Genomic DNA, 12,336 nt, shown 5'->3' with positions numbered 1-12,336 from the left:
AAAATTAAAGCTTTAAACTTGCCTCCGCACTGATTTTTACCGGTGCCGGGCATTTCAGTTTATTTACCTCGCTCATAATAGCTTTGCTCTTATCAACGGCAGATAAACGTTCTTGATAATTGCAAACAGAGCTTATGTTTTGAGACGGCACAGCAAGCGACAGACCGTTTGATAAGGTTACAGAGACGCTGCCACGGTTGGCGCGCATAGTAGCTTTGCAGATACATTTACCTGAAAGTGATGATAATTTGATGGCAAAACGACAATTGAAAGTGATATCGCTATTGATATCGATCAGCGTAATCAGTGGATGCACCGTGTTTCCTGGAACCCATTTATCGACCAGCGGAAAAGAAGTCGTAAAACAAGAAGATGCTGACTTCGATATCGATAAGATGGTTAATATTTACCCGATGACACCGAAGTTGTTGGACTCGATGCGTCCGACAAAGGTGGTTGCTCAGCCGAATGCGCAGTTGGACGCATCGCTGCGCACGTATGAATACCGGATCGGGGTAGGTGACGTCCTTAATGTCACCGTTTGGGACCATCCAGAATTGACCACGCCTGCGGGCCAATACCGCAGCGCCAGCGACACAGGCAACTGGGTACACTCCGACGGCACGATTTTCTATCCTTATATCGGTAAGGTTAACGTGGTGGGTAAAACCGTTACCCAAATTCGCGATCAGATCGCCTCCCGTTTGGCTCAGTACATCGAAAGCCCGCAGGTTGACGTTAATATCGCCGCTTTCCGCTCGCAAAAAGCTTACGTGACGGGCGAAGTTACCAAATCCGGGCAGCAGCCTATCACCAACGTACCTTTGACGGTGATGGATGCGATCAACGCCGCCGGCGGGCTGACGGAGAATGCCGACTGGCGCAACATCATCCTGACCCACAACGGCAAAGAACAGCGTCTTTCATTGCAGCAATTGATGCAGAATGGGGATTTGACTCAGAACCATCTGCTCTATCCTGGGGATATTCTGTATATTCCGCGCAACGACGATCTTAAAGTGTTCGTCATGGGTGAAGTTAAAACCCCATCGACGCTAAAAATGGATCGCAGCGGCATGACGCTGACGGAAGCGCTGGGCAATTCTCAGGGGATAAGCCAAGCTGCGGCAGATGCGACCGGTGTCTTCGTTATCCGCCCACTGCACGGAACACAGGGCGACAAACTGGCTAATATTTATCAGCTCAACATGTCTGATGCGACAGCATTGGTGATGGGGGCTGAATTCCATCTGCAACCGTATGACATTGTTTACGTGACGGCAGCGCCTATCGCGCGTTGGAACCGCCTGATCGTTCAGCTGGCACCAACCATCGATAGCTTCAACAATCTCACGGAAGGCTCACTGCGTATCCGTAATTGGCCGTAGTAGGGAGGCTAGCCATGTTTGATTCTATCTTGGTTGTCTGCGTAGGTAATATTTGCCGCTCCCCTACGGGGGAGCGTCTCTTGAAGCAGCATCTGCCGGACAAAGAGATCGCTTCCGCAGGCATCGGTGCCTTGGTTGGCAAAACCGCGGATAAGAGCGCTATTTCCATTGCGGAAAAACATCAGCTGTCGTTAGAAGGGCATGAAGCCAGGCAGTTGACGAAAGAAATGTGCCGGGAATATTCATTAATTCTGGTTATGGAGAAAGGGCATATTGATGCTGTTTGCCGCTTGGCGCCGGAGGTGAGAGGCAAAACCATGCTTTTCGCCCATTGGTTGGGGCAGAAAGAAATTCCCGATCCTTACAGAAAGAGCGCCGAAGCGTTTGAGTTTGTTTACCGCCTTCTTGATGATGCAGCCCAAAAATGGGCCCAGGCATTAAATCGTTAACCAGAGATTACAATGACTGATAATACGAAACCAGGCTTATCAACAGCCAATAATCATGATGAGATTGATCTAAGTCGCTTGCTGGGAACTTTAATTGATCACCGCTGGCTCATCATCGGGATTACAGCGTTATTCTCTGTTGCCGGTATCATTTATTCCCTGTTCGCCACGCCTATATATCAAGCTGACGCCATGGTTCAGGTTGAGCAAAACGTCGGGAACTCGTTGGTCAACGACCTATCTCAAATGCTGCCTAACAGTCAGCCGGGTTCTTCCACGGAGATTGAACTGATCAAGTCACGCATGGTGACGGGTAAGACTGTCGATGATCTGAATCTTGAAACGGTGGTGCAGCAGAAGTACTTCCCGATTTTTGGCCGCGGCTGGGCTCGTTTGACGGGTACCGAACCTGCCAAAATTGCGCTGTCCCGTCTCAATGTGCCTGCCAACTCTGACGATGTTGAGCTGGAATTGACCGTGATTGACGCCCAGCAATATGTGCTGAGCAACAACGGCACCGAGATTATCAAGGGGAAAGTTGGCGCGCTGGAGAGTGGCCATGGGATTTCTTTGCTGGTTAGCGAAATTTCGGCGGAGCCAGGCACTGTCTTTGAAATCGCCAAGTTGCCGCGTTTGGTGGCGACCAACAATCTGCTGGATGCTTTGACGGTTGAAGACAAAGGTAAAGACACCGGCGTGCTGGCGTTGAGCCTGGTCGGGGATGATCCTGTCTTGGTGCGAAACATTCTTGACAGCATCAGCAAAAATTACCTGTTGCAGAACGTCGAACGTAAATCGGAAGAGGCGGCTAAAAGTCTGGACTTCCTGAAAGATCAGTTGCCTGAAGTTCGTAGTTCTTTGGATAGTGCCGAAGATAAACTCAATCGTTTCCGTCAGGCGAATGATTCTGTCGATTTGTCCCTTGAAGCGAAGTCTGTTTTGGACACGATTGTGGGGGTTGAGGCTCAACTGAACGAGCTGACGTTCAAAGAGGCGGAAATTTCCAAGCTTTATACCAAAGAGCACCCGGCTTATCGTGCGTTGATGGAAAAACGCGCCACGTTGCAACAAGAAAAAGATAAGCTGAACAAGCGCGTTAGCGTTATGCCGAAGACCCAGCAGGAAATCTTGCGTTTGACCCGTGATGTACAGGCTGGGCAAGAGATCTACATGCAGTTGCTGAATAAACAGCAAGAACTGGGCATCACCAAGGCAAGCACAGTCGGTAACGTACGTATTGTGGATCCTGCCGTTACGCAGCCTCGTCCGGTTAAACCGCAAAAAACCATTATCGTTTTGATAGTCACGTTGCTAGGCGGTCTATTCTCCACCGGTTTCGTTTTGCTTAAAACCATGCTGCATCGCGGCATCGAAAGTCCGGAACAGTTGGAACAGCAGGGGATCAACGTTTACGCGAGTATTCCGCTGTCCGAATGGCAGCAAAAGAGCGACCGCGAGACCATGCTGTCCGGCAAGCGCAGCAGTAACAGGAGTTACACCCTACTTGCCGTGGGCAACCCGGCGGACTTGGCGATTGAAGCCGTCAGAAGCTTGCGTACCAGCCTGCATTTTGCCTCGCTGGAAGCCAAAAATAACGTTCTGATGATTTCCGGTGCCAGCCCAAGCATCGGTAAAACGTTTGTCAGCATTAACCTGGCGGCGGTGATCGCCCAGGCGGGTCAGCGCATTTTGGTCGTTGACGCCGATATGCGCAAAGGTTATGCCCACTCGTTGTTGAACTGTGAATTGGGATTGGGGTTGTCTGACGTGTTGTCCGGCCAGGCGTCGGCGCAGCAAGCGATCAAGCAAACATCGATCGAGAATCTCAGCTTTATCTCGCGCGGCAAGATTCCTCCGAACCCATCGGAGTTGTTGATGCACAACCGCCTGACAGAGTTCCTGGAATGGGCGGGCAAAGAGTATGACATCGTGTTGGTCGATACCCCACCGATCCTGGCGGTAACGGATGCCGCTATTGTGGCGCGCAATGTCGGCACGACGCTGTTGGTTGCACGTTACGGCGTGAACTCGCTGAAAGAGATTGAGGTGAGTATTCGTCGCTTCGAACAAAACGGCATGGAAATTAAAGGTATTATCCTTAACGCCGTTGAAAATAAATCGGGTAGCGCCTACGGCTACTACGCTTACGAATATAAATAAACTCCCTTCTATGTAAAAGCTCCTCATTATGAGGAGCTTTCTGATTCATTCAAAAGTAATGCATAAAATCCAATTTCGGAGAGAATAAATGAGTAATCTTGCAATTATTCCGGCAAGGGGTGGGTCGAAAGGTATTCCCAAAAAAAATATTAAAGAAATTGCAGGTAAACCATTAATCGCTTGGAGCATAGAGCAGGCATTAAATTCTTCGAGTATTGATCGTGTTATTGTTTCTACAGATTGTGAAGATATCGCTGCCGTAGCCAGAGAATATGGCGCGGAAGTCCCGTTCATGCGTCCGGCCCATCTGGCGAACGATACCGCTGCGACTGAGCCCGCGCTTTTGCATACGCTGGAGTGGTTGGCTGAACATGAGAGTTACCACCCTGAGTATACCGTCCTGTTGCAGGCTACTTCTCCTGTTCGCAAAGATGATGCGATTGATTCTGCAATCAGAAAGATTATTGAAAAGAAAGCCGATTCACTGCTGAGCGTATGTGAGTTTTGGCATTTCTTGTGGGAAAATGAAGATAATCCGAAAGCCTATTACGACTACTTAAACCGTCCGCGTCGGCAAGATATTAAGCCTGAAAATATCAAACTTAAAGAAAATGGTTCAATTTACGTTACGAAAAGCGAAATTCTCCTCAGTACCGGTAATCGTCTTGGTGGCAAAGTTGTAGCGCATAAGATGTCGGAAGAGGAAAGCTTTGAAATTGACACCATGCTGGACTGGGCGGTTGTTGAAGTAATTTTGAAAAATTGGAGTGGGAGATAATTTATGTTAATTCAGAAAAAAATATCTGACTTTTTAGTGTTTGAAACCGAATCAATCATTAAAGCCTTAGAAAAAATCAACTCGAATAAAAAGCGCATTATTTTTGTTGTCACTGAAGACGGCAAGCTGTGCGGCTCTTTCTCAGACGGTGATTTCCGTCGTTGGATCACTAACGGCGACTTCGATCTGAGCCGCGAAATGTCGGAAGTGATGAATCAGAACGTCCGCTATAAAAAAGTGGATGCGCCACGCAATGAGATTGAATCGCTGTTTTCGAATGGCGTTGACGTTCTGCCGCTGGTTGATGATTATCGTCGTTTGGTCGCCGTTGCGCTGCAAAGCGAAAAAGGCCTGACGATTGGCAAACACACTATCACGGAAACCTCGCCGACTTACATTATTGCTGAAATTGGCAACAACCATAATGGCGATATTAAGCTGGCTAAGCATCTGGTTGACCTGGCGGTTGACGCGGGCGCCGATTGCGTCAAGTTCCAAATGCGCGATCTGAGCTCTTTGTATAAGGGCGGCAACGATAAAGACAAATCCGCCGATCTTGGCGCACAGTACACGCTGGATCTGCTGAGAAAATTCCAGCTCAGCAATGAAGAACTGATTGAAGTGTTCGATTATTGCAAGGAGAAGGGGCTGACCCCGCTGTGTACTCCTTGGGATCTGAAGAGCCTGGAAGTGTTGGAAAACTACGGCATGGAAGGTTATAAGGTCGCTTCCGCTGACTTCACTAACCACGAAATGTTGGCCGCGTTGGCCGCTACGGGCAAACCGCTGATTTGTTCTACCGGTATGTGCAGCGAAGCAGAAATCAAAAGCTCGGTAGACTTCTTGAAATCGAAAGGTGCCGAGTTTGTGATCCTGCATTGCAATTCTACGTATCCGACGCCGTTCAAAGACGTCAACCTGGCCTATATCAAACGTCTGCAGCAGGTGACGGGCTGCTTGGTCGGCTATTCTGGCCATGAGCGTGGCATTTCAGTGCCGATCGCCGTGACCGCGCTGGGCGCAAGAGTGATCGAAAAACACTTCACCATCGACAAATCCATGGAAGGCAACGACCACAAGGTGTCGTTGTTACCCCCTGAGTTCAAAGAGATGGTCGTACGTATCCGCGAAGTTGAAGAGTCCATGGGCAACGCCGGCGAACGTACTATCACCCAAGGGGAAATGATCAACCGCGAAACTCTGGCAAAAAGTTTGATTATCAATCGCGATCTGAAAAAAGGTGAAATCATCACTCGCGAGATGGTTGAAGTGAAGAGTCCGGGGCAGGGTCTGCAGCCTCTTTATCTGGAGCAATTGGTCGGTAAGAAAGCCAATCGTGACCACGAAAAAGGCGGATATTTCTATGAGTCGGATCTAAATGATGTGGCGATAGAAGCCAAGGACTATGATTTCAATCGTCCGTTCGGCATTCCAGTGCGCTACCACGATTACGGCAAGTTGAAGAATAAATCCAATCTGGACTTCGTCGAGTTCCATCTGAGCTATCAGGATATGGAACTCGATTTGACAGAATTCTTCTCCGGCGCTGAAAATATCGGTTTTGCGGTACATAGCCCCGAGCTGTTCGCCAACGATCATATTTTGGATCTGGCGACGGATGATCCCGTTTATCTTGCTCATTCGATCAAACAGCTGCAGCGTGTCTGCGATGTGACTCGCGCGTTGAAGCAATATTTCCCGAAAACTGAGCGTCCGGTCATCGTGGTGAATGCAGGCGGTTTCAATACCACCGGTTTCTTGCCAAAAGAATCACGCCAGGCGATGTACGAACGCATTGGCGCCGCTCTGGGTGAAATCAATCAAGAAGGTGTTGAAATCATCATCCAGACGATGCCTCCGTTCCCATGGCACTTTGGTGGTCAAAGCTACCATAACCTGTTTGTCGATCCGGACGAGATTAAAGCGTTCTGTGAGAAATACGGCTACCGCATCTGCTATGACACGTCGCATTCCATGATGGCTTGTAATTACTACCAATGGGATCTTCATGAGTTTACCCAAAAGGTCGGCCCTTACACCGCACATATGCATATTGTTGATGCTTTGGGAGTGGATGGTGAAGGGGTACAGATCGGTAAAGGCGATGTGAACTTTGACGAGCTGGCTGATGATCTGCGGCGTCATGCGCCGGGAGCGCAGTTTATTCCTGAAGTGTGGCAGGGACACAAAAACCAAGGGGAAGGGTTCTGGCATGCGCTTAACTTCCTGGAAAAGTATCTGTAAATGAGTAAAGCCATTATGGGGGCTGCGGCCTTGTCGGTAGGGGATATTCTCGGCAAGGTCATCGGCTTCATCATATTGCCTTATTTGACAGCACACCTAGGCGCGTCGGGGTACGGCGCGCTGACTCTTTATTTGTCCGTTATTCAGATCTTGATCATTTTCATTTCGTTCAGTGGTCAAGGTCTGTTGCCGGTCAAATACATGCAGGAGGGGGAAGGGAGCTCCCTGGTGTTCCGCAGAGATAACATCGCCTTGGCTTTCGCGTCGAGCGCGCTACTGGTGGCTATATTCTACATTGTCACACTGGTCGCCAAGATCTCTGTTTCTTTCAGCGACGGTTTTCTGGTTGTTTTGGCATCTCTGGCGCAGGCGCTGAACTTTATCAATTTATCGCATTTGCGCATTAGTCAGACCTATAAAGTTGCCGCTATCGGCCAATTTTTGCTTTCCGCATTCAACGTTTTATTCACTATCGCTCTTTTTGAAATGATAGCGTCGACGCCAGGACAACGTTTGATAGCGATCGCGGCATCATTTTTCAGCATTCAGCTGGCCTACGAGTTCTTTGTTTACAGAAAAATAGCGGTTGAACGCAGCGTGCTCCAACCGTTGCGTAAGCGTTATAAGGAAATCATTAGCTACGGGGTATCCCTATTGCCACATCATGGCAGTTATTGGATTAAATCCTCGGTGGATAGATTCTTCATAGCGCATTACATGAGTACGGCGGTAGTCGGGGTTTATGGCTTGGCGTTTCAGCTAACCTCTATCGTTATGCTCTTTTTCGGCGTAATCAACCAGGCGTTCCAACCTTTCATTTATCGCAAGCTTAAAGCGAACGATTTTAGAGGGGTCGAGCTCATTCAATATGGTTACACAGCTCTGGTTATCGTTTCGTGCATTATTTACTTCTTTATTTTGCCATTTGCTTTCCCGTATCTGTTTAATGCTGAGTTCAATCGCGCTATTTATTACTTCAACATTCTTTTGCCTGGAACTGCATTTTTATCGATTTATTATATTTTTACGCACTCACTGTTTTACTATCGTAAAAATAAATTAATCTCAATTATTACCATGGGTTCGATGATAACGCATTTGATTGGTATATTTGTCATCACCATGACAGAAATTAAAGTTGAGTATTTCTGCCTGGTTTATGCAATTTCTAGTTTTTATGCGTGTGCAGTGACTTTTTATTGTGGTAAGCGACAGATCAGTATTGAGAGGAAAAGATGATAGCAAGTCTTAAACGATGGTTGCGAAACTTACGTAAGCAGCGTTATCGTTCAAAAGTTATCAGAATGGCTGAAAGATGTGGTCAAGATCCGAAAATTAACTTTTTAACTATCGTTAATAATAAAACCCGACTTGGTGATAACTTTAACTCCAATGGTTTGACGGTGGTTGGAAAGGGCGGTGTTACTATCGGTGATAATTTCCACTGTGGTTTTGGTTGTGTATTGATCACAGAAAATCACAATCATCATGGGAATGCGATTCCCTACGATAACACTTATGTGATTAAGGATACGCATATCGGGGATAATGTTTGGCTTGGGATCAATGTGATTGTTCTGCCCGGGGTTTCCATTGGGGAAGGGGCCATTATCCAAGCCGGCAGCGTGGTGGTTAAAGATATAGAGCCCTACGCTATAGCCGGCGGCCATCCAGCGAAACCCTTTTCGCAACGCGATGTTGCTCACTATCTGCAGCTTAAGGCTGAAGGCAAATTTCATTGAACGGCAGTTATACATTCATGCCCGTAGCTTAATCGGATATTAGAAATATGAGTAAATACATTGCGTATATTGAGTCACCGCTTCAGGCTTTTAATCTCATTGAGTATCTTGATGCGAAGAACATTGTGCTCGATCTGCTGATTGTCAATAAGCGTTCGGCCAATTCTGCGTTGAATCACGGGCAGATTGTTTATCTGTTGAACATGATTAAGCATCGCTCCCTGGAAACCATTGATGTTGAAGGGAAACTGGGTAATGCTTTTGATATTAAACGGCAATTGAAGAGTGTAACATCGGTGGTGAGTGCGAAGGAAACTGTCACTTTGATTGCCGGTGAGTATCGCGCGAGGGTTTTTTGGATTTTAGCGCATAAATATTCGAGAAGAAATGTGGTCCTGCTGGATGATGGTACGGCAACGCTCAGAATTAAACGCTACAATAATCTCACTGCTCGGGGCGTCGTGAAGTCGGTTTTCCTCAAGTCACTTGGTATGACCAATAATGAGAGAGAAAAAATAACCTTTTTCTCTGTTTATGACATCGAAGGTAATGTTTCAAAAAGAGATGTGGTCGTTAAGCACAGTTACCAAAATTTTAAGGCTAAACTGGCCAGTCTTCCTGATGGAAAGAACAGGGTCTTCATTATAGGTACGCCGCTTTATGAGGCAGGGGTAACGTCTGTTGATGATATTGACTTGACGCTAAGAATGATAAATGACTTAAAGTCAAATCAGATGGGTGCCGAGCTTGTTTATATTCCTCACCGCCGCGAGCGTGAAGAGAAAATAGATGAAATCAGAAAGTTTGTAGAGGTCCGTCGGTTGGATTTTCCCTTTGAGGTTTATCCCATTGTGGCTGGTGAGAACGTCAGTTGCATAGCCGGATTTTATTCATCATTGTATGACAATCTCGTAAAAATATATGATGAAAAAATTAAGATAATCGCTTACGTTCTTGATGAGAAAGTTTTATCGCCAGAGTGGAGTGGATTTGTTAACGCGATTTATAAAAACTATGAGAGTTATGAAAACGCGGATATTACGCTGATTAAAAACAAATTTTAATTTTATAAATTTACCGTGGTGATGGAAAATGAAGATTGCTTTAATTAACACACTTTATGCTCCTTATAAAATCGGTGGTGCTGAAGTATCAGTTCAGTTGTTGGCTGAAAGCCTGCAACGAGCCGGGCATGAAGTTGGTGTGTTTTGTCTTCATGAATTTGATGAGATAAAATATGACACTCTTAATGGCGTTCATATTGCTTATTTACCTCTCAAAAATATGTACTGGCCATTTCAGGCTTCTTCGGCAAGCAAATTAAAGAAAGCGGTGTGGCATCTGCTTGATTCTTATAATCCATTTATGGCTCGTGCCATGCGTAAGGAGCTGCGCAAATTTTCTCCGGATGTGGTGCATACCAACAACCTCAGCGGTTTTTCCGTCGCAGCGTGGCGAGTGGCCAAGAAGCTGGGGGCGCGCGTGGTACACACGACTCGCGATTATTATCTATTCCATCCGAACGGCACGTTGTTTAAACATGGCCAAAATATGGACGTACAGTCGTCTGCAGTGCGCATCGCATCTTTTCTGAAGAAAAAAGCCAGTCAGCGCGTAGACGTTTTTGTTGGCATAAGTAAATATATTTCCGCCTTGCATCGGGAAAATGGATTTGCGCGCAACGCGGTACATACGCATATCTACAACCCTGTCGCCGCGATAGAGTATGTACCGACCGTCAACGAAAAGGTCAGGATCGGTTTTGTCGGTCGCCTCACCGAAGACAAAGGTTTTGATGAGTTTTGTGCTCTGGCAAAACAGGCCAGCGGCGATCCGCAGGTTGCATTCTACGCCGCCGGCAGATTCAATGGTGACGCCGCTGGCGAGAGGTTGAAGGTGTTAGCGTTGGAGGCAGGTATTCATTTGCTTGGCTTTATCAAGATTGAAGAGTTTATGACGCAGATTGACGCCGTTGTTCTACCAACGCGATGGAATGAGCCCTTTGGGCGAACCGTTGCGGAATCGGCCATCTCTGGTAAGGTTGTGTATACGCCTTTCAATGGCGGAGTGGCAGAAATCGCAGCTTTTTATGATAATATTTTCGAGCTAAAAGATTTTTCTGTCGCCAGTGTGGTTAGCGTCGTGAGAGAAAATAACAACAAACCGCGTCGTTCGTTTTTTGAACTAGAAAAAATAACCGATGCTTATGAGAGCGTGTATAGAGGGTCATAATGAGGGTATCGACAAAGTCGTTGGTTGTTTTTCTTTTGCTGATGTACATGACATTGCTCTCATTGAATGGCGTTGTGACCGTCGCTGCGTATATGTCGACCAGGGCACTTTTATTATATAAAGACTTTTTTGCCATGGCAGTGCCGGTTTTCGTCCTAATCTTGCTTTTTGCGCGTAACCCTAACGTGTCAAAACAGTGTAGAAGCGTAATGATCTTTTTCCTGTCGATGGTGATCTTCTCGTTAGTTTATGTACTTTTAAGTATGATCACCGGCAGGTTTGATTTCTTCCGCTCTATCGTTCAGTTTCGCTTAGAGTTACTGACATTCGGTTCTTTTTTCTTTGCCGCCGTTTTACTTCTTTTTGAATATAATGAGCGTGTCGAGATTGTTAATAAAATCATTAAGTACTATATTTTCTTTGCCGTATTGAATGCGCTCTTTGCGGTCGCCGAATCCAGTTTGGCAGGCCTGCTTTATGCACTAATCGGTTTTGACCCTGGCCCACAGTTGACACAGTTTGGTAAAGAATATGGTCTTCTGTTACGCACCATTCAGGGGCAATTACGTGCTTTTGGTCTGCTCACCGGGCCATTCAGCCTCAGTGAATATCTGTTTTTTGCACTGGTATTATCGCCTTATGTAAGCGAAAAAAATCGCAAGAAATATATTCTTCTCATTATGGTTGGGATCGCATTTTCAACATCGAAAACGGCGATTATCATGGCACTGCTTTATATCATGTTCCTGATGCTGAGACGCTTTTTCTCTCAACGTTTTAGCCTGAATTCAGTCACTATGGTAACGATGGTCTTGTCACTGTTCTTTTATATTACGACGACCAATTACAGTATTTATGAGATGATATTCCCGAAGGAGAATGCTTACGCGGAGAACAGCATTTTACTTCGTACGGTCAATATAGAAGCCGTGCGAGCTGACAGTGAGTATTCGCCATTTATCGGTGCTGGGTACGCTGTGAATGGCAACGCGGTGGTTGGTGATGACAATACGAACTCAATCCCGCTTGATAGTATGTATATCTACATGTTGTCGAATTACGGTAATGTCGGCATTATCCTTCTGGTTATTGTCGCTACGTTAATTCTTGGCATTCTTTATCAGCGTACTCGTCTTGGCCTTAACCCCAGTGTTTACCTATACTGGATGATCTCGCTTTCGATGAATTTCGTTTATAATAACCCGTTGACAAATTATCCAGGCTATATATTCGCAATCATAATATCGATTTTGTTATTATCGATTAGAACGCCGGAGACGGGTTCCGTGAGTCGCTCAAGAAAAAATGTAGGTTATGTGCAATCGCTACATTGACACGGTGTT

The 12,336-nt window shown here is 46.4% G+C and carries 11 protein-coding genes; 10 read left to right on the top strand and 1 reads right to left on the bottom strand.

Annotated elements, in window-relative coordinates; genetic code table 11:
• Positions 1–4: 4 nt before the first annotated feature.
• Positions 5–316: a hypothetical protein gene (locus ACSBQQ_RS10630; RefSeq protein ID WP_168175571.1), complete on the bottom strand. Its 312-nt coding sequence runs from the start codon at positions 314–316 to the stop codon at positions 5–7.
• On the opposite strand from ACSBQQ_RS10630, the gene ACSBQQ_RS10625 reads away from it, so the two are divergent.
• The 10 genes from ACSBQQ_RS10625 to ACSBQQ_RS10580 all read left to right on the top strand — a co-directional run bounded on the left by ACSBQQ_RS10625 (position 252) and on the right by ACSBQQ_RS10580 (position 12,327).
• The gene (locus tag ACSBQQ_RS10625) at positions 252–1,388 is read left to right on the top strand and encodes a polysaccharide export protein (protein WP_033637739.1); all 1,137 of its coding nucleotides are present in this window, start codon (positions 252–254) and stop codon (positions 1,386–1,388) included. The two genes, ACSBQQ_RS10630 and ACSBQQ_RS10625, sit on opposite strands and share 65 nt — an antisense overlap.
• 14 nt (positions 1,389–1,402) lie before the next feature.
• Entirely contained in the window at positions 1,403–1,837 is a 435-nt protein-coding gene (locus ACSBQQ_RS10620) for a protein-tyrosine-phosphatase (RefSeq protein ID WP_033637740.1), read from the top strand.
• A gap of 12 nt (positions 1,838–1,849) precedes the next feature.
• Positions 1,850–3,997 carry a tyrosine-protein kinase Wzc gene (wzc, locus tag ACSBQQ_RS10615; RefSeq protein ID WP_033637741.1) on the top strand — a complete coding sequence of 716 codons (2,148 nt, stop codon included), beginning with the start codon at positions 1,850–1,852 and terminating at the stop codon, positions 3,995–3,997.
• Positions 3,998–4,085: 88 nt separating this feature from the next.
• Positions 4,086–4,775, top strand: a complete 690-nt coding sequence (locus ACSBQQ_RS10610; protein ID WP_033637742.1) for a cytidylyltransferase domain-containing protein — start codon at positions 4,086–4,088, stop codon at positions 4,773–4,775.
• 3 nt (positions 4,776–4,778) lie between these two features.
• The gene (locus ACSBQQ_RS10605) at positions 4,779–7,019 is read left to right on the top strand and encodes an N-acetylneuraminate synthase family protein (RefSeq protein ID WP_033637743.1); all 2,241 of its coding nucleotides are present in this window, start codon (positions 4,779–4,781) and stop codon (positions 7,017–7,019) included.
• Positions 7,020–8,258 (top strand): oligosaccharide flippase family protein, encoded by a 1,239-nt coding sequence (locus ACSBQQ_RS10600; protein WP_039566814.1) that lies wholly within the window; start codon positions 7,020–7,022, stop codon positions 8,256–8,258.
• Positions 8,255–8,761, top strand: a complete 507-nt coding sequence (locus tag ACSBQQ_RS10595; RefSeq protein ID WP_071998120.1) for an acyltransferase — start codon at positions 8,255–8,257, stop codon at positions 8,759–8,761. The genes ACSBQQ_RS10600 and ACSBQQ_RS10595 overlap by 4 nt, the downstream gene beginning before the upstream one ends.
• A 47-nt stretch (positions 8,762–8,808) precedes the next feature.
• Positions 8,809–9,825, top strand: coding sequence for a hypothetical protein (locus ACSBQQ_RS10590; RefSeq protein ID WP_060428333.1), 1,017 nt, complete (start codon positions 8,809–8,811; stop codon positions 9,823–9,825).
• 28 nt (positions 9,826–9,853) lie between these two features.
• Positions 9,854–10,993: a glycosyltransferase family 4 protein gene (locus ACSBQQ_RS10585; protein ID WP_033637747.1), complete on the top strand. Its 1,140-nt coding sequence runs from the start codon at positions 9,854–9,856 to the stop codon at positions 10,991–10,993.
• Positions 10,993–12,327 carry an O-antigen ligase family protein gene (locus tag ACSBQQ_RS10580; protein WP_033646766.1) on the top strand — a complete coding sequence of 445 codons (1,335 nt, stop codon included), beginning with the start codon at positions 10,993–10,995 and terminating at the stop codon, positions 12,325–12,327. Before ACSBQQ_RS10585 ends, ACSBQQ_RS10580 begins: the two co-directional genes overlap by 1 nt.
• Positions 12,328–12,336: the final 9 nt, after the last annotated feature.

The organism is Serratia sp. G204Y, from assembly GCF_051172435.1.
Classification (GTDB): Bacteria; Pseudomonadota; Gammaproteobacteria; order Enterobacterales; family Enterobacteriaceae; genus Serratia; species Serratia sarumanii.
The sequence above is the reverse complement of the archived record's forward strand: the minus strand, read 5'-3'. Positions and strand labels throughout refer to the sequence as shown.

Excerpts from the sequence above, each read along its gene's own strand:
- ACSBQQ_RS10625 (WP_033637739.1), top strand. The coding sequence starts at position 252 with ATGGCAAAACGACAATTGAAAGTGATATCGCTATTGATATCGATCAGC.
- ACSBQQ_RS10620 (WP_033637740.1), top strand. The coding sequence starts at position 1,403 with ATGTTTGATTCTATCTTGGTTGTCTGCGTAGGTAATATTTGCCGCTCC.
- wzc (WP_033637741.1), top strand. The coding sequence starts at position 1,850 with ATGACTGATAATACGAAACCAGGCTTATCAACAGCCAATAATCATGAT.
- ACSBQQ_RS10610 (WP_033637742.1), top strand. The coding sequence starts at position 4,086 with ATGAGTAATCTTGCAATTATTCCGGCAAGGGGTGGGTCGAAAGGTATT.
- ACSBQQ_RS10605 (WP_033637743.1), top strand. The coding sequence starts at position 4,779 with ATGTTAATTCAGAAAAAAATATCTGACTTTTTAGTGTTTGAAACCGAA.
- ACSBQQ_RS10600 (WP_039566814.1), top strand. The coding sequence starts at position 7,020 with ATGAGTAAAGCCATTATGGGGGCTGCGGCCTTGTCGGTAGGGGATATT.
- ACSBQQ_RS10595 (WP_071998120.1), top strand. The coding sequence starts at position 8,255 with ATGATAGCAAGTCTTAAACGATGGTTGCGAAACTTACGTAAGCAGCGT.
- ACSBQQ_RS10590 (WP_060428333.1), top strand. The coding sequence starts at position 8,809 with ATGAGTAAATACATTGCGTATATTGAGTCACCGCTTCAGGCTTTTAAT.
- ACSBQQ_RS10585 (WP_033637747.1), top strand. The coding sequence starts at position 9,854 with ATGAAGATTGCTTTAATTAACACACTTTATGCTCCTTATAAAATCGGT.
- ACSBQQ_RS10580 (WP_033646766.1), top strand. The coding sequence starts at position 10,993 with ATGAGGGTATCGACAAAGTCGTTGGTTGTTTTTCTTTTGCTGATGTAC.